The sequence below is a fragment of the Paludibacterium denitrificans genome (assembly GCF_009707705.1).
GTDB classification, from domain to species: Bacteria; Pseudomonadota; Gammaproteobacteria; order Burkholderiales; family Chromobacteriaceae; genus Paludibacterium_A; species Paludibacterium_A denitrificans.
Window position 1 is genome coordinate 292,217 of record NZ_WLYX01000001.1, and the last position, 19,519, is coordinate 311,735.

Sequence of the window (19,519 nt, forward strand, 5' to 3'; positions counted from 1 at the left end):
GATATTTCCTTTCAAATCGGGTACAGGGGTTTTGCCTGTACTGCTGGCGAAAACACAAGATTATCCGCCCTTTACCCGGGCTTGACAAGCGCAACGCCGCAGCGCTGCGCCCGGTGGCTCAGGCCCGGCGCCGGTAGTGCCTTGCGGCCCGTCTTCCAGCACAATGCCACGCGCGGTCAATTCGTCACGCACCCGGTCCGACTCGGCCCAGTTCTTATTGGCCCGCGCTTCCTTACGAGCCTGAATCAGCGCCTCGATTTCCGCCGCTTCGTCATCATCCACCGCACTGCCGCCCTGCAGGAAGGCTTCCGGGTCTTGCTGCAACAAGCCAAGTACCCCGCCCAGATCCTTGAGCAACCGCGCCAGCGCCACGTCCTGCGACTTGTTCACCTCACCAGCCAGCTCAAACAGCACAGAGACGGCTTCCGGCGTACCAAAGTCATCGTCCATCGCAGCCTTGAAACGGGCCGCATAAGGATTGCTCCAGTCGATGCTACGCCGGAGTCCGGCAAGCTCAGGCCGCGCAACGCGGTATAGAGACGGGTCAGCCCCTGCTTGGCATCGTTGACGATGGTATCGGCGTAATTCACCGGGCTGCGATAGTGGCTGCGCACAATGAAGAACCGCACCACTTCGCCATCAAAGTGCTTGAGCACGTCGCGGATGGTGAAGAAATTGCCCAGCGATTTGGACATTTTTTCGCCATCCACAGTAATAAAACCGTTATGCAGCCAGTAGTTGACGTACTTGTGGTTGTGCGCGCCCTCGGACTGGGCAATTTCGTTTTCATGGTGCGGGAACTGCAAGTCCTCACCGCCACCGTGAATATCAAAATGTTCACCCAGATGGTGACAGCTCATTACCGAGCATTCGATGTGCCAGCCCGGACGCCCGGCGCCCCATGGGCTATCCCACTGTGGCTCACCCGGTTTGGCCGCCTTCCACAATACAAAATCAAACGGGTCGCGTTTGTTCAGGTCCACATCGATACGTTCGCTTAGCGCGCAGGTTGTCCAGCGTTTTGCCAGACAACTTGCCATAGTCGGCAAACTCACGCACGGCGTAGTAGACATCGCCATTGGCCGCCGGATAGGCCTTGCCGTTGGCGATCAGTTTTTCGATCAGGGCGATCATGCCTACCACATGCTGGGTAGCGCGCGGCTCAAAGGTGGGAGGCAGCAGCCCCAGCGCCTGAGTGTCGGCATGCATGTCGGCGATGGTTTCTTCCACCAACTGTGCTTAAGCGAGAGGTGACGATCGGCGGAACGTTTGATGATCTTGTCGTCGATGTCCGTGATGTTACGCACATAGGTGACGTCATAACCGCTGGCGCCCAGCCAGCGATAAATCACGTCAAACGCAGCCAGCATGCGGGCGTGGCCAATGTGACAGAGGTCGTAGACAGTCATGCCGCACACGTACATGCGAACCTTGCCGGGCTCGATCGGGTGGAACTCTTCTTTTTGGCGGGTCAGCGTGTTGTACAGTTTCAGCATGGCTCGTCAGGCACCTGTGGAGAAAGTCAGGCCGACATTGTAGCAAACCCGTCAAGCCGGTAGCAGGCTTACTTTGCAGGCAGGCCGGTGGCGCCGACATCGCCAGCGCCTGATAACCGGCTTCCTCGGCGCTGCCATCCTTGAGTGCCACCCCGGTTTGACCACCAGCCAGCACCCGTGCAATCAGCCAGTGCAATTTATACGCGGCCTGAGCATGGCCCAAGCCTTGCGGGCGCACGTTGGAAATGCAGTTGCGGGCCGAATCCAACAAACCGACGCGCGGTGCAGACGTCAGATAAACGCCAAGGCTATCCGGGGAACTGAGTCCCGGCCGTTCACCGATCAGCACCACCACCAGTCGAGCATGCAGGCATTCACCAATTTCATCTCCCAGTGCGACACGCGCCTGTTCGGCCAACACGACCGGGCCGATACTGAGGCCATCACGCTGCAAATAGGGCTGTACTGCCACTAAGAGCGGAACGACTTGCCGCTCGACAGCAAGCGACGACAATCCGTCACCCACCACAAACAAGACATCGGCCCCCAATCCGTCGCTGGATTGCAGCTGCTGCCGACAAGCAGGGAGAAGCTGCCGCCCCAGATCCGGCCGTTGCAGATAGGTGGCGCGATCAGCGGCGGCGCTGTGAACTTTGAGGATGGACAAGCCATGGCCATGCAACTGCTGAGCCAATCCGGCCCAATCCAGCGTGCTATGGACGGCATCTCGCGCCTGGGCGTGAGCCAAGGCAAAGCTCAGGGTTTCCGCCGTTGGCAAGCTACTGCCGCATCGGCCCAGCGCAATACGAGCCGCCGTCAGCGCCGACAACGATTGCCGGGAGTCTTCAATCACTGTTGCCGATGGCGGCAAAACATCCATGCGGTTCATGCCACCTCCTGTGCCAATTGCAGCAATGGCTGCTGCGGTCCTTGCGGCAGCAGTTGCCCAGCCAGGGCTATCTGCATGCGCTCCAGCCAGTCATCGAATTCCGGTGCCCGCTTGAGTCCAAGCACTTCACGCACGTAAAGCGCATCGTGAAACGAAGTGCTCTGATAGTTGAGCATGATGTCATCGGCGCCCGGCACGCCAATAATAAAATGCACTCCCGCCGTGCCAAGCAACGTCAGCAGGGTATCCATATCGTCCTGATCGGCTTCGGCATGGTTGGTGTAACAGATATCGCAGCCCATGGGCAGGCCGAGTAATTTGCCGCAAAAGTGGTCTTCCAACCCGGCCCGGATGATCTGTTTGCCGTCATACAGATATTCCGGCCCGATAAACCCAACCACGGTATTCACCAGCAAGGGCTGGAAATGTCGGGCAACAGCATAGGCGCGTGCTTCGCACGTTTGCTGATCCACCCCGCCATGCGCATTGGCGGACAACGCACTACCCTGCCCGGTTTCGAAATACATGACGTTGTGGCCTACCGTCCCCCGCTGCAAGGCGCGCGCGGCCTGCCGGGCTTCATCAAGCATGGCGAGGTTGATGCCAAAACCACGATTGGCCTGCTCGGTACCGGCAATGGACTGGAACACCAGATCCACCGGGGCGCCTTGCCGGATCAGTTCAAGCGTGGTGGTGACATGGGTCAACACGCAACTTTGCGTCGGTATGGCATAACGCTCCCGCACATCATCCAGCCGCCGCAGCAACTCGCCAATGGCGCTGGGGCTATCCGTCGCCGGATTGATACCAATGACCGCGTCCCCGGCACCATACAGCAAGCCATCCAGCACCGCCGCGGCAATGCCGCGCGGGTCATCGGTGGGATGATTGGGTTGCAAGCGCACAGCCAGATGCCCGGGCAAACCCAGCGTGTTACGAAACCGGGTAATCACCCGACACTTGCGTGCGACCAGAATCAGATCCTGATTACGCATCAACTTGGACACCGCCGCCGCCATCTCCGGCGTGATACCGGCAGCGACTTCGGCCAACCTTTGGCTATCCGCTGCATCCGACAACAGCCAGTTGCGGAACTCCCCCACGGTCATTGAGGACAGTGGAGCAAAAGCCTGTTGATCATGCGTATCAATGATCAGGCGCGTGACTTCATCCTGTTCGTACGGAATGACCACCTCGCTGAGGAAACGGACAAGCGGCACCTCAGCCAGAGCCAGCCCCGGCCGCCACCCGCTCCTCGGCCGACTGCGCGGCAAGGGCTTACCAGCCTGTCGCCAGAACGGTCAGGCGTTGCCCGGGCGAGCAAGGTTTTCAAGTCGGGGAACACATATCGACGAACCCCTAATGCTGTCGCATAAGCCATGTGTATTCAGCGGGGACAAGCCCCGCCCCTCCGACTTCAGTCCGCGGTAACCACCGGGGCCTCTGCACGCTGGCCGTGCAACAGGGCATCGTGCGGTGCTGCTGCACGATGACGGGCGGTGGCAAAGAAGTAAGCGAAACCCATCAGCATGAAACCGGCAAAGATCAGTGCCAGCAGTTGGTTGTAATACACCATGGCGACCAGACACACGCTTGCACACCCCAGCGCAATCGCTTAACACCAGCGGGAAACCCGGCGCCCGGTAACTGCGTTCCAGCGTTGGCTCGGTTTTACGCAAGCGGAACAGCGACAGCATGGAAATGATGTACATGACGATGGCACCGAATACCGACAGCGTGACGATATTGGCAGTAAGCGGCTGCCCGGCGATCTTGATCAGGTTGTCACTGAAAATGGCAGCGATACCGATGATGCCACCGGCCAGAATGGCGCGGTGCGGAGTCTGGAAGCGCGGATGCACGGCCGACAGCCAGCGGGGCAAGAACCCGGCGCGGGCCAAGGCAAAGATCTGGCGCGAATACCCCATGATGATGCCGTGGAAGCTGGCCACCAGACCAAACAGCCCCAGCCATACCAGCATGTGCAGCCAGCCGCTGCTACCGCCCACAATCAGCTTCATGGCTTGCGGCAACGGGTCGTTGATATTGGCCAGTTTGCGCCAGTCACCCACCCCGGCTAAAAACACCATCACCCCCATGGCCAGCACCACCAGCGTCAGAATACCGGCAATATACGCCCGCGGAATGGTTCGCTTCGGGTCTTTGGCTTCTTCTGCCGCCATGGCCGCGCCTTCAATGGCCGGAAAAACCAGATGGCAAACGGGATGGCGGCAAACATGCTTAAGCAAAGGCGGTCAGACTGAAGTCATCGTGCCCGCTCCAGCCGCCCTTGAGAAAATGCCCCCAGCCGAATCCGGGCGCCACCACCCCCATGAACACCAGCAGTTCGAAAATGGCCAGTACCGTCACCACCAATTCAAACGTCGCGGCAATGCTAACGCCGAGGATATTCAGGGTCATGAATACCAGATAAGCGCCGGTAGCAATCCATTTCGGATCGAGCGACGGAAACTGCACGTTAAGATAGGCACCAATAGCCAAGGCAATGGTTAAGCGGGGCAAAAACAAATTCGCACAGTGTGGCAAACCCGGCGATAAACCCGCCAACAGGACCAAAGGCACGGCGCGCATAGGCAAACGGGCCACCGGCATGAGGAATGGATGTCGTGAGCTCGGTAAAACTGAAAATAAACGCGGTATACATCACCGCTACAAACAGCGACGTCAGCAAAAAGCCAAGCGTACCGGCCTGCGCCCAGCCATAACTCCAGCCAAAGTATTCACCTGAGATCACCAGTCCGACGGCAATCCCCCAAAGCTGCCAAGTCCCCAGACGCCCTGGCTAGACCGTGTTCAATAGCACTCATGGGCCATACTCCCGATAGAAGTCAACGCTTTGCCGTACCGGACGCTCCGGCACGCATCTGTTGCCATGCTAGAAGCACGCCCTGCGCCAGCGTTATCACAAATCGGAAAAACAGCCCCCATCAAACAACGGCAAAACAAGCGCCGACCGGCATCAGAAAACCGCCGGACAGCCTTTCTGCCCCACGCTACCGCCCATTCGCCCCAAGTTGGACCCGGCCACCGGCCGATACGCACCAATCACATGCCTGCGCCGGGCCACCTAAACGCATCGGCACATTCGACCAACCCTCACACAGGGCTTGGGCCATGGGCCTCACGCACTTTTGCCGATTTTCGATATCCCACAGGAACTTTTCTTGCTTGCTTACCCAGCAATCTGCCACCGGCTGGTGGCTCATCATGAAAGATTAACCACCCACACGACTGGCCCATAAGGAATTTGCCATGCCACCATCCTCGCCAGGGCGCACTGCGAACTGCCGGACTGAGCATTACCACCCGCGTGGCGGCCGATGCTGCGGACCAGGGCGGCTTACATCAGCGACTGGCAGCAGGAATATGCGCAAATCTCGACCGGAAATTTTCATGGGCGCATTGACGAACTGAGAAGCGGGACATTTCAGGTTTTCCGCGAATACTCGCATCAGGAAACCTATCAAACCTGCCAGCCATGGCAACATTCTGTCTGGTTTGGCATCCCGGCTCCCGGCTCCGGCGAGCGGCTACGCTTCAATGGCTGCGCGGTGGAACAAGCCAGCATTCTGGTCTCACCGGGTAACACGGATTTCACTTTGCGCACGCCGCTGGGATTTTGCATTTATGGCGTAGTCTTGAATGTGGACGATCTGGCCACCCGCTGCGAAGGTTTGCTCAACACCCCGCTGCCTACCCTCTGGTTACAAGCCGATGCCATCACGCTGGATGCCGGATCACACCAGCGTATCTGCCACGCCATTGAACAATTGCTGGCTTTTACCCGTCAGCATCCCGATACCCGGTGCCACAGACAGCATCTGGAAGCGCTGGCCGACGCGTTGCTGCTGGGGTTATATCAGGGGCAGACCCGCGAAGCGGCTGCATGGCCGACGCGGCACATCCAGCAAATTGAACAAATCCGGCAATGGGCACAAACGCCGGGGGATAACGAGCTGGACGTGGAAAGCCTGTGCCGGGCGCTGCACGTCACCCGCCGCACCCTGCAAAACCATTTTCAGGCCATCACCGGCATGAGCCCGGCCAACTTCGTCCGGGTACTGCGTCTGAATGCGGTACGCCAAGCCCTGCGCGACGAGCAACGGCTGCAACAAACCATTCAGCAACTGGCCGCAGAATGGGGCTTCTTCAACCTCAGCCATTTTTGCTATGACTACAAACGGTTGTTTGGCGAAACACCCAGCCAGACACGGCATCTTGATTTACCGACCCATCCGGCACGCCGGGCCTGACCGGGCCGATTACAGCGTCTCCCAGCGCACTGGCCGGTAATCCGGCAGCCCATCGGCACACACAGGTAAAGGCAGGTCTCCCTGCAACAGGGGCCGCAGGTAGGCAAGGAACGCTGGTGTAACCGTTAGCCGTTGTGGATCGAGAAATGATGGCGGCAAGGTATATTCCTTGTCGCCGATTTCGGCCAACCTGACCGGCGTCAGGCGCCAGTCGTTGTCACGGTCCGCACGCTGCATGGCCACCATCACGCCGTGTTCACCGCCCGGGGCCCATTCCACCGCACAAGCGCCAGCGGCATGAGCCCACTGCACATCCACCGCCGAAACCCAATGCCGGGCGGCGCGTTGCAGGCAATCCACCTGCGCCACATGTGGCGTCAATCCGCGCTCACGCTTGATCAGCTGCGCGAGCCAAGTACCGGCGCCCCCCAGTTGCTCATGGCCATAGATGTCATCGTGGCGCAGCTCCGTCACTGGCTTGCCATCCAGACCGCGCAAACCCTCGGCCACGGCAATGGCACAATGCCCCAGTCGCGTCAGGCAAGCATCCAGTTGCGCCAGAAAGTGCCGTGGGTCAAACGGCACTTCCGGCACCAGCACCAGATGTGGCGCATCGTCTGCGGATTGCCGGGCCGCCGCACAGGACGCCGCCAACCAGCCGGTATGCCGCCCCATGGTTTCCATGATGAATACCCGGCCCTGCCCCAGGCTGGCCATATCCAGCCCGACCTCGCGCATGGAAGTTGCCAGATATTTGGCCGTCGAAGGGAAACCGGGGCTGAAATCGGTGCCAAGCAAGTCGTTGTCGATGGTTTTGGGAATCCCGATGACCGACAGCGGATAACCGGTGTGGCGTTCGAATTCGGCCAACCTCGCCGCACTGCCCATGCTGCCATTCCCGCCATTGAGCAACAGATGGTGAATGCCGTGTCGTTCCAGAATGTCACGCAAGGCCCACCATGCCATGAGCTCCTGCTCAAACACCGGCTATCATGTGGCGGCTGACGCCAAAACTCGCCCCCGGCAATTGCGACAAGCGGGCAACCTCACTGTCACTGGCTCGGCTGGTATCCACCAGACGGTCGGCGAGCAACCCCGCCAGCCCATCACGCGCGGCCCAAAGTGGCACGCCCAGCCGACGGGCCGTTTCGATCACCCCGCGGGCCGAGGCGTTGAGCACGGCGGTGGGGCCTCCGGATTGCAGATAGAGAATAGGAGCCGTCATGGTTTTCAGTGGCTAAATACGTTTATGCAAGGAACACTCCACGCAAAAATGGCGAACTGTGCGTCCGCCATTTCATCGTAGCCCGGCTTAACGCCACCGCCCCGCCAGATCACACCACGGGGCGGCACACGGCGTTATTTTGCCCAGTTGTCGCGCAGGGTCACGGTGCGGTTGAACACCACCTTGCTACCCGACTGGTGATCGTGACGATCGGTCACGAAATACCCCGGGCGTTCAAACTGGAAGCGGGTTTCCGGCTGGGCATCCCGTACCGCCGGTTCCACGTAGGCCGTCACTTGCTTGAGCGAGTTCGGGTTGAGGAACTGGCGGAAATCGACGTATTCGCCATCTTCGCCACGCACCGCATCCGGACGCGGTTCCGTGAACAGGCGGTCATACAGACGGACTTCGGCTTCGATCGCATGGTTGGCCGAAAGCCAGTGGATCACGCCCTTGACCTTGCGACCGACCGGATTCTGCCCCAGTGTGTCGTGGTCGATCGAGCACTTCAGCTCCACTACCTTGCCGTCGGCATCCTTGATCATTTCCTCGCACTTGATCACGTAGGAATAACGCAGGCGGACTTCGCCACCCACGGTCAGGCGCTGCCACTTGGGCGGCGGCACCTCGGCAAAATCGTCACGTTCGATGTAGATTTCGCGCGACAGCGGCACCTCGCGTTCGCCCATTTCCGGGTGATGCGGGTGGAACGGCGCCGCGCGGCTGCCGGAAACGCCTTCTTCGTAGTTGACCAGTGTCACCTTGATCGGGTCCAGCACGGCCATCACACGCGGCGATTCATCTTCCAGCATCTCGCGCACAGCGCCTTCCAGCACGCTCATGTCGATGATGTTTTCACCCTTGGACACGCCAATACGCTGGGCAAACAGGCGAATACCGGCCGGGCTGAAACCACGGCGGCGCATACCGGCAATGGTCGGCATGCGCGGATCGTCCCAACCGGACACCAAGCCGTCGGTCACCAGTGCCTGCAGCTTGCGTTTGGAGGTCAGCGCGTACAGCAGTTCGAGGCGGGAAAACTCGTACTGCCGCGGGTGGCAGCCTACGTCCACGTTATCCAGCACCCAGTCGTACAGCGGGCGGTGGTCTTCAAATTCCGTGGTACAGAGGCTGTGGGTAATGCCTTCAATCGCATCGGAGATGCAGTGGGTGTAGTCGTACATCGGATAGATGCACCATTTGTCCCCGGTACGATGGTGATGCGCGCGGCGGATACGGTAGATCACCGGATCGCGCAGGTTGACGTTGCCGGAAGCCATGTCGATCTTCAGGCGCAGCGTCTTGCTGCCGTCCGGAAACTCGCCGTTCTTCATGCGGGTGAACAGGTCGAGGTTTTCTTCCGGCGTGCGGTCGCGGAACGGGCTGTTCTTGCCCGGCGAGGTCAGGCTGCCGCGGTATTCGCGCATCTGCTCGGCGTTCAGTTCGCACACATAGGCTTTTAAGCCTTGATCAGCTCGACAGCGTAGGCATACAACTGGTCGAAATAGTCGGAAGCAAAACGGATCTCGCCATTCCACTGGAAACCCAGCCACTGCACGCTTTCCTTGATGGATTGCACAAACTCGTCGGATTCCTTCTCCGGGTTGGTGTCATCCATGCGCAGGTTGCATTTGCCGTTGTAGTCTTCGGCCGGCCAAAGTTCAGGCAGATGGATTTGGCGTGACCCACATGCAGATACCCGTTAGGTTCCGGCGGGAAACGGGTGGTAATGGAGGTGTGCTTGCCCGAGGCCAGATCCTCGTCGATGATGTTTCGAATGAAGTTGCTGACAACTGGCGCGTTATGTTCCGTGCTCATTGTTTTGACAAGTGGCAATTAAGGTTAATCGTCGATTGTAGCGCATTTTGCGCCAGTGCTGACGCCGCCGGACAGATCAGACTGCACACAGCGGGTAGCCGCCAAGCGCAGGGAAAAGGCTGGTAAAAAAAGCCATGAAATCAGGCAGGTTATTGAAAAAACAGCCATTTTGTGTGATCAGCCCCCTGTTTTCTGGCACAATGCGCGACTGCTGTTAGCCTGTTGACCGAATCATGACCACCACACACCCCGCACCCAAACCCATCTACTCCTACCGCCAATACTGGGCGGCCCGCTTCGGTAGCGCACCGTTTTTCCCGATGAGCCGGGCCGAAATGGACGAACTGGGCTGGGATTCCTGTGACGTCATCCTGATTTCCGGCGACTGCTATATCGACCATCCCAGCTTTGGCGTGGCGTTGATCGGGCGCCTGCTGGAAGCGCAGGGCTTCCGCGTAGGCATCATCGCCCAGCCAGACTGGCATTCGGCCGAACCGTTCCGCGCGCTGGGCAAGCCCAACCTGTTCTTTGGCGTGACGGCGGGCAACATGGACTCCATGATCAACCGCTACACGGCAGACCGCAAACCGCGCTCCGACGACGCCTACACCCCCCAACGCCGAGCCAAACAAACGCCCGGACCGGGCCGTTACCGTGTACGCCCAGCGCTGTCGCGAAGCCTACCCCGGCGTGGGTGTGATGATCGGCAGTATCGAAGCATCGCTGCGCCGTATCGCCCATTACGACTACTGGAGCGACAAGGTACGCCAGTCGGTGCTGATTACCTCCAAGGCCGACATCCTGCTGTACGGCAATGCCGAGCGGGCACTGGTGGAGATCGCCCACCGCGTCGCCAAAGGCGAAAAACTGTCGGAAATTCGTGACGTACGCGGCACGGCATTTATCGTGCCGCATGGCTGGCAACCGGATGCCGACTGGCAGGAAATGGACTCCAGCGTAGTGGACCTGCCGGGGCGCATCGATCCGCATCTGAATCCGTACGAAGACACCAGCGAGCAGGCCGCGCAGCAACAGGCTTCGGCCAACCCTGACCCGTCGGCGCCGCAGCCGATTCGCCTGCTGTCAGCGCAGGAACGGGTAGCGCAACGCAAGGCACAACGCGCCAAGACCGTCATCCGCATCCCGGCGTATGAAGCCGTGGCGCACGACCCGGTACTGTATGCCCATGCCAGCCGTACCCTGCATCTGGAATCCAACCCGGGCAACGCCCGCGCGCTGGTACAACTGCACGGCGAGCGCGACGTGTGGCTCAACCCGCCGCCGATTCCGCTGACCACCGAAGAAATGGATTACGTGTTTGGCCTGCCCTACGCCCGCAATCCGCATCCGTCGTATGGCAAGGCGCATATCCCGGCGTGGGAGATGATCAAGTTCTCGGTCAACATCATGCGCGGCTGCTTTGGCGGCTGTACCTTCTGTTCGATCACCGAACACGAAGGCCGCATCATCCAGAGCCGTTCCGAGGAATCCATCCTCAAGGAAATCGAGGACATCCGTGACAAGACGCCGGGCTTTACCGGCCAGATTTCCGATTTGGGCGGCCCGACGGCCAACATGTACCGCCTGCATTGCAAGGACAAGAACATTGAATCGTCCTGCCGCAAGCTGTCCTGCGTCTACCCGGACATCTGCGAAAACCTCAATACCGACCACACCCACCTGATCCAGCTGTATCGCAAGGCCCGCGCACTGCCGGGGGTGAAGAAGATCAACATCCAGTCCGGCCTGCGTTACGACCGGCGGTCAGATCACCGGAATACATCAAGGAACTGGTGCAACACCATGTCGGCGGTTATCTGAAGATTGCGCCGGAACACACCGAAACCGGCCCGCTCTCCAAGATGATGAAACCGGGCATGGGCAGCTATGACAAGTTCAAGGAACTGTTCGAACGCTTCAGCCGTCAGGCCGGTAAGGAGCAATACCTGATTCCTTACTTCATCGCCGCCCACCCCGGCACCAGTGATGAAGACATGATGAACCCGGCACTGTGGCTGAAGAAAAACAACTTCCGTCTTGATCAGGTGCAAACCTTCCTGCCCACGCCAATGGCACTGGCCACCACCATGTGGCACACCCGCCGCAACCCGCTTCGCAAGCTGGGGCGCAGCTCGGAAAAAGTCGATGTGGTGCGCGACGGCTATCGCCGCAAGCTGCACAAAGCGTTTTTGCGCTACCACGATCCGGCCAACTGGCCGATGCTGCGCGAGGCACTGGTCAACATGGGGCGAGGCGACCTGATCGGCAACAGCAAGCATCACCTGATTCCAACCTTCCAGCCGGAAGGCAGCGTTCCCGCGCACCGCCGCCAGCAGCCGGGCAGCAGCCGTGGCCACGGCACCAGCGCACGCACCGGGCAGGGGCAGAACCGGGCGCCAGTGCGCCAACCGGGCAAAACCGGCAGCCCCGCTGCATCCGGTAAAGGCAAGGGCCGACGCTAGCCCTTAATAACCCAAAGCTACCAACACCGGCACACTGGTCACGCCGGCGTGCACCGGGTGCCGGTTTTTTATTGTCCGGTCGCCAGATAAACCGTTCATTTTGCCAGCGGCGCCACGCCGCAAACAGCCGGGCACCCACCATTGGCGCAAAGCCGTAAATTGCCGTCGCCTCACACCCCATGGTCATATCGACATGCCAATCACGACAGGCGTAGCATGGTCTTTGATGACCCATAACAAAAAGGCAGAAACTATGGCGCAAGCAGACAAACCCGTTCCGCCCGTCGAGTCCGTCGAAACCCCACCGGCCAAGGAAAGCCATGTCGCACCGGCCAAACCGGCCCCCAAAACGGCGGCACGCAGCCGCCAGCGTAATGTGCAGCGTGCGCATGAGGAATCGGTCAAGGCGATCGAAAACCTGAGTCACGCACCGGTAGCCACCGAAGTGGCTATCGCCCCGCATGGCACGGCAGAGGACAGCACCACGGCGCCGTTGCCTGTTTCGTATCCGTATCGCTCGCGCATGCGGCGGCAGGAATACGAGAAAACCAAGGCAGAACTACAGATCGAACTGCTGAAAGTACAGAACTGGGCCAAGGAAACCGGGCAAAAGATCGTGATCCTGTTTGAGGGACGCGATGCGGCCGGTAAAGGCGGCACCATCAAGCGCTACATGGAACATCTCAATCCGCGCGGCGCACGTGTGGTGGCACTGGAAAAGCCGTCGGAACGTGAACGCGGTCAGTGGTATTTTCAGCGTTATATCGAACACCTGCCTAAGCGAGATCGTGTTTTTTGACCGCTCCCGGTACAACCGTGCCGGGGTGGAACGGGTGATGGGTTTCTGCAACCCCAATGAATATCTGGAGTTCATGCGCCAGACGCCACAACTGGAGCGCATGCTGGTAAACAGCGGGATTCATCTGTTCAAGTACTGGTTCTCGGTTAGCCGCGAGGAACAGCTGCGCCGCTTCATTTCACGCCGCGATGATCCGCTCAAGCACTGGAAGCTGTCACCCATCGACATCCAGTCGCTCGACAAGTGGGATGACTACACCGCCGCCAAACAGGCGATGTTCTTCCACACCAATACCGCCGATGCGCCGTGGACGGTGGTGAAATCGGACGACAAGAAGCGCGCCCGCATCAACTGCATCCGCCATTTCCTGTCCAAGCTGGACTACCCGGACAAGGACCATCGGGTGGCTCACCTGCCCGATCCGCTGATTGCTTAAGCACACCGGATAGCCTGCTGCCGGAAGAGGAGCTCAGCCAGCTCTCCAGCTTCGGTTAACCAGCGCCCCCGTAAAGGTTGGCCGAAAAAGGTTGGCCGAAAATCGGCCCGGTTCTGCCATGAGTAACGTGGCAAAACCGGGCCGATTGCATTTGGGCAGACTCGCTCCCGGCCCGGCCGGGGAGCGGATCGCCGTCAACTCTGCGCCCTAACACGTCAGTTTCTGCGAAAATAGCGCCCTGATCTGGCTGTAGCACGAGACACGATTGATGAAAAACCACCACAGTAGCGGCGGACTGGTTTACTCCACCGAACACGGCACCATGTGCCCGCACTGTCGTCAGCCGATTGCCGGTTGTATCTGTCGCCAACAGCAGGCAACCGGCGCGGCGGATGGCATCGTGCGCGTACAACGCGAAACCAAGGGGCGGCGTGGCAAGGCCGTCACCGTCATCAGCGGCGTGCCGCTGGACGCGGCAGCACTGACGCAACTTGGCAAACAGCTCAAAGCCGTCTGCGGGTCTGGCGGCACGGTCAAGGACGGGATTATCGAGATTCAGGGCGATCATTGCACACAGGTAATGGCCGTCCTGCAACAACGCGGCTGGACCGTCAAACGCTCGGGCGGTTAGCGCCGCTGTCGGAATCTGACTTGGGTGCAGGCATGCCTCAGGGTCGTTATCGCTTCATCTTTCTGGACACCAATATGGATGCACTACTGTCTTTGGGGGGGATTGTCGGAATCCTCATGCTCGGCACCATCAGCCCCGGTCCCAGCTTTGTCATGGTGGCGCGTACCGCCGTGGCTGCGGGCCGTGCCGAAGGCATTGCCGCCGCGCTGGGCATGGGCCTTGGCGGCACGGTGTTCACGATCGCGGCACTGGTTGGGCTGCAAGCGTTGCTGCTGGCGGTGCTTAACGCTGTATCTGGTCCTGAAACTGGCTGGCGGGCTTTATCTGGCCTATCTGGGTATTCGCATCTGGCGTGGAGCCAGCCAACCGCTGGCAATCGACAACGCCAGCGAGGCAACGCGGCGGGGTAGCGTAGGCAAAGCGTTGTTGCTTGGCCTTGGCACCCAGCTTAGCAACCCCAAGGCGGCCATCGTCTACGCCAGCATTTTTGCGACCTTCCTGCCGCACGGCACCACGCTGCCATTGAGCCTCGCCATCGTCGCGCTGGTGTTTGTCATCGAGTCCAGCTGGTACACGCTGGTCGCCCTGACCTTGTCAGCCGAAAAAGCGCGCCAGAGCTATCTGCGCGCCAAAACCTGGATTGATCACCTGACCGGTGGGGTGATGGTGTTGCTGGGACTCAAACTGGCGTCTTCCGCCCACGTCGGCTAGCATCGCAGGGACGTTACCACCCGGCCGATACGTACCCTCTGCTGGCGGCAAACCGCTGCCAGCGCCCTACCCTCTAATTGCCAATGCCGTCTGGCACTGCCTTCATGACCACCACCATTGTTGCCATTTTTGTCATCGTTTACCTAGGGATGATTCTCGGCGGGTTACCGTTTCTGCAACTGGACCGTACCGGCGTGGCGCTGCTCGGCGCGATTGCCCTGCTCGGCGTCAACGCGCTGAGTCTGGACGAGGCGGTCAAAGCCATCCATCTGCCCACCCCGGTCCTGCTGTTTTCCTTCATGGTGATTTCGGCGCAGATGCGGCTGGGCGGCTTTTACGACTGGATCACGCACAAGCTGGCCACTCTGTCGATCAGCCCGCCAGCTCTGCTGGGAGTGTTGATTGCCGTCAGCGCCGGGCTGTCGGCGGTCTTCAGCAATGACATTGTTTGTCTGGCCATGGCACCGGTGCTGATCGACGCCTGCGAAAAACGCCGTCTGGCTCCGCTGCCCTATCTGCTGGCACTGGCCTGTTCGGCCAACATTGGCTCGGCCGCGACGCTGATCGGCAATCCGCAGAACATGCTGATCGGCCAGACGCTGCAATTGTCTTTTGACGGCTATCTACGCGATGCGCTCATTCCGGTGGGATTGGGCTTGCTGACCAGCTGGGTGGTCATCGTCTGGCAGACAGGCGGGCGCTGGCAAAGCCAGCCAGACGCTGGTGCGCAAGAGCCACGAGCCGAGCGCATTCCCTTTGACCCGTTGCAGACGGCAAAAGGGCTGCTGATTGCCACGGCCTTGCTGCTGGCGTTTCTGTTTGCGCCGTGGCCGCGCGAGCACATGGCGCTGATCGGCGCTGGCATCCTGTTGACCAGCCGCAAACTGCACTCCAGAAGAATGCTCGGCCTATTGGACTGGGAACTGTTGATCCTGTTCATGAGCCTGTTTGTGGTCAACCAGGCGTTACAGCGTAGCGGCGTCACGGCGCAGGCCATCGCCGCCCTCTCCGCCAGCGGCGTGCATTTAACCGAGCTGGGCACACTGTTTGCCAGCACCTTTTTGCTGTCCAACATTGTCTCCAACGTACCGGCGGTGATGTTATTGCTGCCGGTTTCGCAACACGCGCTGGCGGGCACCTTGTTGGCGCTGGTGAGTACGCTGGCGGGCAACCTGCTGATTGTCGGCAGCATCGCCAACATCATTGTGGTGGACGCGGCCGCCCGACGAAACCTGCACATCGACTGGCGCAGCCATGCCCGCGTCGGAATACCGGTGACGCTGGCCAGCCTCGCCATTACCGCCATCTATCTTGCGCTACGCCTGCAGTTTGCCGCTGGCTAGGAGGTGCTGCCGACAAGCGCACAGCGTGCCCGGAACGCTATGCTAGAATGACGTTTTTTGCATCAGCCGCTTTTCAGCGGCCTTTGGGCACATCATGAAACGTCTGATCTCCACACTGATTCTCTCCGCTGCCTGCTGCACCCTGCTTACTCTGGCGCTTGCCGCCCCGGTCGTGGAAATGGTCACCAGCAAAGGCACTATCGAACTGACACTGGATTCGGCCAAGGCTCCCAAAACCGTGGCCAACTTCGTGGCCTATGCCAAGGCCGGTCATTACAACGGCACGGTGTTCCACCGTGTCATTGACGGCTTCATGATTCAGGGCGGCGGTTTTGATACCTCGCTCAAACAGAAGCCGACGCGCGCGCCCATCGTCAACGAAGCCCGCAATGGTCTGAAGAATACCGTCGGCACCATCGCCATGGCACGCACCAACGATCCGAACTCGGCCACCTCGCAGTTTTTCATCAATCTGGTGAACAACGATTTCCTCGACTACAAAAACGCCACGCCGCAAGGTGCCGGCTACGCGGTATTCGGCAAAGTGACGCGCGGTCTGGATGTGGTCAACCGCATCGGCAAGACCCATACCGGCAGCCTGAACGGCATGGACGACGTACCGTTCGAGAAGATCGTCATCCAGAAAGTCATCATCAAACCCTGATCGCTGCTCCGCGCAGCCGATTTGTATTTCATCAGCCAGAAAGACTTCATCATGATCAAACTGACCACCAGCCGGGCACCATCGTCCTGGAAATGTTTGCTGACAAGGCCCCCAAGACCGTGGCCAATTTTGAAGAGTACGTGAAGAGCGGCCACTTCGATGGCACCATTTTCCACCGTGTCATCAACGGCTTCATGATTCAGGGCGGCGGTTTCACCCCTGACATGGAACAAAAGCCCACCGGCAAACCGATCCAGAACGAAGCCAATAACGGCGTTGCCAACCAGAGCTACACCATTGCCATGGCACGTACCATGGAGCCGCACTCTGCCACCGCACAGTTCTTCATCAACGTGGCCGACAACGACTTCCTCAACTTCAGCTCGGAAACCTCGCAAGGCTGGGGCTATGCCGTCTTTGGCCGCGTAGTGGAAGGCAAGGACGTGGTCGATGCCATCAAGACCGTGCGCACCGGTCGCAATGGCATGCATCAGGACGTACCGGTGGAACCGGTTGTCATCGAAAAAGCCGAAATCGTCGACTAACTCGCACGCACAGGGCCGCTCACGCGGCCCTTTTTCTCATGCCGATACACTTTATTTCCGACCTGCACGGCCGACGACACGCCAGCACTCAATCTGCTGTTTGTGCGTACCCTGAGCCACTGGCAAGGGCAGATCGATGCGCTCTACATTCTGGGCGATCTGTTTGAATACTGGGTGGGCGACGATGACGACACGCCGTTCCTCGCGGGCATCATGGATGCCATGCGTCGCTTTGCCGCCCATACGCCGTTGTTTGTCATGCGCGGCAACCGCGACTTCCTGCTGGGCAGCGGTTTTGAACAACGCTCCGGTGCCCAGTTGCTGACAGATCCGACCCTGATTCAGGCGTTCGGCCAACCTTATCTGCTGACACACGGCGATGCGCTCTGCACTGACGATACCGCCTATCAGCAGTTCCGCGCCCTTAGCCGCAATCCGGACTGGCAAAGCGCAATGCTGGCCAGACCGCTGGCCGAGCGCCACGCCATAGCCCAGCAGGCGCGGCAGCAAAGCGAAGCGGCCAAACAGCAACACGGCCTAACCGCCATTTCCGATGTCACTGACAGCGCCGTGCAAGCGCTACTGGCCGAACACGGCTGGCCAACACTGATTCACGGTCATACCCATCGGCCAGCCTGCCACGAGCACCGCGACGGCCCGTATCGTGCCCAGCGCTGGGTGATTGCCGACTGGCATGGTGACCATGGCGGCTACCTCAAGCTGGACGAATACGGCGTAAGCGCCCACCCGCTCAGCTGAGGTCGCGAGCAGCAGCCAACCGCCACCCGGTTGGCCGAACCACCCACACCGGCCACGCGCCGGTTTTTTTTCGCCCCGCTCCCCTACAAGCCACGCCAGACAAGGGTAAACCCGCAAGGGCAACCCCTAAATGACGGCGACACGGCACATCTCTACAGTTCGCCCATCCGCCACAACAGCAAAAACCGGCGGGACGCTCATACCCGGCAAAACCGGAGCTTACCGGTATGCCGCCAAAGGCACTGTTGGCCTCCCGGCCAGATCAGGTGCCTCGTGATAACAACAGGAGAGAATCTCACATGTGGTCCCACATTTATGACCCACTGGGCAACCCGTGGCTGTCCACCGCCTGCGCCGCTATCCCCGTCATCGTGCTACTGGGGGCTCTCGGCATCTTCCACATCAAGGCCCACATCGCCGCTGGCATGGGACTGGTGGCCTCGCTGCTGGTGGCCATTGGCATTTTCGGCATGCCTACCCAGCTGGCGCTGAATGCCACGCTGATGGGCGCTGCCAACGGTCTGATGCCGATCGGCTGGATCATTCTCAACGTGATCTTCCTGTACCAGCTGACGGAGCGCAAAGGGCAGTTTCTGGTGCTGCGCGAGAGCATTACTGGCGTCACGAATGACCGCCGCCTGCAATTACTGCTGATCGCCTTCTGCTTTGGCGCGTTTTTCGAAGGCGCCGGTGGCTTTGGTACGCCGGTAGCCGTGACCGGCGCCATGCTGATCGGTCTGGGCTTTTCGCCGCTGGCCGCTTCCGGCCTGTCGCTGATCGCCAACACTGCTCCGGTCGCTTATGGCGCGCTTGGCACGCCGATCAACACGCTGGCCAAGGTGACCGGTCTGGACGTAATGCAAATCTCGTCCATGGTAGGCCGTGAGATGACTATTTTTGCCGTCATCGTGCCGTTCTGGTTGCTGATTGCGTTCTGTGGCTGGAAGAAAACCCTGCGCATCTGGTAAGCGGCGCTGGTAGCCGGTCTGGCATTTGCCATTCCGCAGTTGCTGGTGTCCAACCTGATGGGGCCGGAACTGGTCGCCGTGATTGCTTCGGTCTGCTCGATTGCCGCGCTGGTGCTGTTCCTCAAGCTGTGGCACCCGGCTGAGATCTACACCTCTACCGCTTCACCATGGGCGGTGCGGAAGTGGAAGCAGCCAATGCCAGCGGCTCCACCGAGAAGCGCGGCAAGCATGGCTACAGCACGGGCGAAGTCATCCGTGCCTGGCTACCGTGGCTGATTCTGTCGGTCATGGTGTTTGCACGGGGCTCGCCTAGCGTCAAAAAAGCGCTGGATGCCATCTTTACCATGGACATTCAATGGCCGGGCCTGCACAACCTGATCCAGAAAATGCCGCCGGTAAGCAGCAAACCGCACGTTGAAGCGGCGATTTACAAGCTCAACCTGCTGTCCACCACCGGTACCGGCATTCTGGTTGCTTAAGCCTGCTGTCCGGTCTGCTG

General features: G+C 59.9%; 17 protein-coding genes and 6 pseudogenes. 14 read left to right on the top strand and 9 right to left on the bottom strand.

Features of this window, described 5'->3' with window-relative positions:
* Nucleotides 1-60: 60 nt before the first annotated feature.
* The 6 genes and pseudogenes from cysS to GKE73_RS26415 form a co-directional block, all read right to left on the bottom strand.
* Nucleotides 61-1,445, bottom strand: a pseudogene (gene cysS / locus GKE73_RS02060) (cysteine--tRNA ligase).
* Nucleotides 1,354-2,385 (bottom strand): ethanolamine ammonia-lyase subunit EutC, encoded by a 1,032-nt coding sequence (gene eutC, locus GKE73_RS02065; RefSeq protein ID WP_230368892.1) that lies wholly within the window; start codon nt 2,383-2,385, stop codon nt 1,354-1,356. The pseudogene cysS and the gene eutC overlap by 92 nt, the downstream one beginning before the upstream one ends.
* Nucleotides 2,382-3,605: an ethanolamine ammonia-lyase subunit EutB gene (locus GKE73_RS02070; RefSeq protein ID WP_230368893.1), complete on the bottom strand. Its 1,224-nt coding sequence runs from the start codon at nt 3,603-3,605 to the stop codon at nt 2,382-2,384. The genes eutC and GKE73_RS02070 overlap by 4 nt, the downstream gene beginning before the upstream one ends.
* Before the next feature lie 81 nt (nt 3,606-3,686).
* Nucleotides 3,687-4,568, bottom strand: coding sequence for an amino acid permease (locus GKE73_RS26405; protein ID WP_230368894.1), 882 nt, complete (start codon nt 4,566-4,568; stop codon nt 3,687-3,689).
* 58 nt (nt 4,569-4,626) lie between these two features.
* A complete protein-coding gene (locus tag GKE73_RS26410) occupies nt 4,627-4,887 on the bottom strand; it encodes a hypothetical protein (RefSeq protein ID WP_230368895.1) in 261 nt (86 codons plus the stop codon).
* Nucleotides 4,865-5,140 carry a hypothetical protein gene (locus GKE73_RS26415; protein ID WP_230368896.1) on the bottom strand — a complete coding sequence of 92 codons (276 nt, stop codon included), beginning with the start codon at nt 5,138-5,140 and terminating at the stop codon, nt 4,865-4,867. Before GKE73_RS26415 ends, GKE73_RS26410 begins: the two co-directional genes overlap by 23 nt.
* Before the next feature lie 586 nt (nt 5,141-5,726).
* Here GKE73_RS26415 and GKE73_RS02090 point away from each other — a divergent pair.
* Nucleotides 5,727-6,659 carry a helix-turn-helix domain-containing protein gene (locus GKE73_RS02090; RefSeq protein ID WP_230368897.1) on the top strand — a complete coding sequence of 311 codons (933 nt, stop codon included), beginning with the start codon at nt 5,727-5,729 and terminating at the stop codon, nt 6,657-6,659.
* Nucleotides 6,660-6,668: 9 nt separating this feature from the next.
* Here GKE73_RS02090 and GKE73_RS02095 read toward each other — a convergent pair whose 3' ends face one another.
* The 3 genes and pseudogenes from GKE73_RS02095 to GKE73_RS02100 form a co-directional block, all read right to left on the bottom strand.
* The gene (locus tag GKE73_RS02095; protein WP_280954698.1) at nt 6,669-7,625 is read right to left on the bottom strand and encodes a diphosphate--fructose-6-phosphate 1-phosphotransferase; all 957 of its coding nucleotides are present in this window, start codon (nt 7,623-7,625) and stop codon (nt 6,669-6,671) included.
* Nucleotides 7,626-7,635: 10 nt separating this feature from the next.
* On the bottom strand, nt 7,636-7,884 hold the full coding sequence (locus GKE73_RS22175) for a 6-phosphofructokinase (RefSeq protein WP_280954699.1): 249 nt from the start codon (nt 7,882-7,884) through the stop codon (nt 7,636-7,638).
* Nucleotides 7,885-8,018: 134 nt separating this feature from the next.
* Nucleotides 8,019-9,702, bottom strand: a pseudogene (locus GKE73_RS02100) (glutamine--tRNA ligase/YqeY domain fusion protein).
* Nucleotides 9,703-10,037: 335 nt separating this feature from the next.
* On the opposite strand from GKE73_RS02100, the pseudogene GKE73_RS26420 reads away from it, so the two are divergent.
* The 13 genes and pseudogenes from GKE73_RS26420 to GKE73_RS22190 all read left to right on the top strand — a co-directional run.
* Nucleotides 10,038-10,253 (top strand): annotated as a pseudogene (locus GKE73_RS26420) (YgiQ N-terminal domain-containing protein); the annotation flags it as partial.
* A 103-nt stretch (nt 10,254-10,356) separates the two neighbouring features.
* Entirely contained in the window at nt 10,357-11,523 is a 1,167-nt protein-coding gene (locus GKE73_RS26425; RefSeq protein ID WP_312854339.1) for a YgiQ N-terminal domain-containing protein, read from the top strand.
* Nucleotides 11,496-12,164 carry a DUF3362 domain-containing protein gene (locus tag GKE73_RS26430; protein ID WP_230368898.1) on the top strand — a complete coding sequence of 223 codons (669 nt, stop codon included), beginning with the start codon at nt 11,496-11,498 and terminating at the stop codon, nt 12,162-12,164. The genes GKE73_RS26425 and GKE73_RS26430 overlap by 28 nt, the downstream gene beginning before the upstream one ends.
* Nucleotides 12,165-12,390: 226 nt before the next feature.
* A pseudogene (gene ppk2, locus GKE73_RS02115) lies at nt 12,391-13,399 on the top strand (polyphosphate kinase 2).
* A gap of 268 nt (nt 13,400-13,667) precedes the next feature.
* Nucleotides 13,668-14,030: a translation initiation factor Sui1 gene (locus tag GKE73_RS02120; RefSeq protein WP_230368899.1), complete on the top strand. Its 363-nt coding sequence runs from the start codon at nt 13,668-13,670 to the stop codon at nt 14,028-14,030.
* A 32-nt stretch (nt 14,031-14,062) separates the two neighbouring features.
* The gene (locus GKE73_RS22185) at nt 14,063-14,440 is read left to right on the top strand and encodes a LysE family transporter (protein ID WP_280954700.1); all 378 of its coding nucleotides are present in this window, start codon (nt 14,063-14,065) and stop codon (nt 14,438-14,440) included.
* Nucleotides 14,376-14,741 (top strand): LysE family translocator, encoded by a 366-nt coding sequence (locus GKE73_RS02125; protein ID WP_312854532.1) that lies wholly within the window; start codon nt 14,376-14,378, stop codon nt 14,739-14,741. The genes GKE73_RS22185 and GKE73_RS02125 overlap by 65 nt, the downstream gene beginning before the upstream one ends.
* 104 nt (nt 14,742-14,845) lie before the next feature.
* Nucleotides 14,846-16,084 (top strand): anion transporter, encoded by a 1,239-nt coding sequence (locus GKE73_RS02130; protein WP_230368900.1) that lies wholly within the window; start codon nt 14,846-14,848, stop codon nt 16,082-16,084.
* A 94-nt stretch (nt 16,085-16,178) separates the two neighbouring features.
* Complete coding sequence (locus tag GKE73_RS02135) at nt 16,179-16,748, top strand: peptidylprolyl isomerase (RefSeq protein WP_230368901.1); 570 nt, start codon at nt 16,179-16,181, stop codon at nt 16,746-16,748.
* A 51-nt stretch (nt 16,749-16,799) separates the two neighbouring features.
* Nucleotides 16,800-17,293: pseudogene (locus GKE73_RS02140) on the top strand (peptidylprolyl isomerase).
* Nucleotides 17,294-17,395: 102 nt separating this feature from the next.
* The gene (locus tag GKE73_RS02145) at nt 17,396-18,052 is read left to right on the top strand and encodes a UDP-2,3-diacylglucosamine diphosphatase (protein ID WP_230368903.1); all 657 of its coding nucleotides are present in this window, start codon (nt 17,396-17,398) and stop codon (nt 18,050-18,052) included.
* A gap of 299 nt (nt 18,053-18,351) precedes the next feature.
* Nucleotides 18,352-19,296, top strand: a pseudogene (locus GKE73_RS02150) (L-lactate permease).
* Complete coding sequence (locus GKE73_RS22190; RefSeq protein WP_280954701.1) at nt 19,188-19,499, top strand: L-lactate permease; 312 nt, start codon at nt 19,188-19,190, stop codon at nt 19,497-19,499. Before GKE73_RS02150 ends, GKE73_RS22190 begins: the two are co-directional and overlap by 109 nt.
* The last annotated feature ends 20 nt before the right edge of the window (nt 19,500-19,519 follow it).

Bases quoted from the DNA above. Each gene is read 5' to 3' on its own strand.
- GKE73_RS22190 (WP_280954701.1), top strand. From the start codon at position 19,188: ATGGGCGGTGCGGAAGTGGAAGCAGCCAATGCCAGCGGCTCCACCGAG.
- GKE73_RS02130 (WP_230368900.1), top strand. From the start codon at position 14,846: ATGACCACCACCATTGTTGCCATTTTTGTCATCGTTTACCTAGGGATG.
- GKE73_RS22175 (WP_280954699.1), bottom strand. From the start codon at position 7,884: ATGACGGCTCCTATTCTCTATCTGCAATCCGGAGGCCCCACCGCCGTG.
- eutC (WP_230368892.1), bottom strand. From the start codon at position 2,385: ATGAACCGCATGGATGTTTTGCCGCCATCGGCAACAGTGATTGAAGAC.
- GKE73_RS02120 (WP_230368899.1), top strand. From the start codon at position 13,668: ATGAAAAACCACCACAGTAGCGGCGGACTGGTTTACTCCACCGAACAC.
- GKE73_RS26405 (WP_230368894.1), bottom strand. From the start codon at position 4,568: ATGGCGGCAGAAGAAGCCAAAGACCCGAAGCGAACCATTCCGCGGGCG.
- GKE73_RS22185 (WP_280954700.1), top strand. From the start codon at position 14,063: ATGCCTCAGGGTCGTTATCGCTTCATCTTTCTGGACACCAATATGGAT.
- GKE73_RS02090 (WP_230368897.1), top strand. From the start codon at position 5,727: ATGCTGCGGACCAGGGCGGCTTACATCAGCGACTGGCAGCAGGAATAT.
- GKE73_RS02135 (WP_230368901.1), top strand. From the start codon at position 16,179: ATGAAACGTCTGATCTCCACACTGATTCTCTCCGCTGCCTGCTGCACC.
- GKE73_RS02095 (WP_280954698.1), bottom strand. From the start codon at position 7,625: ATGGCATGGTGGGCCTTGCGTGACATTCTGGAACGACACGGCATTCAC.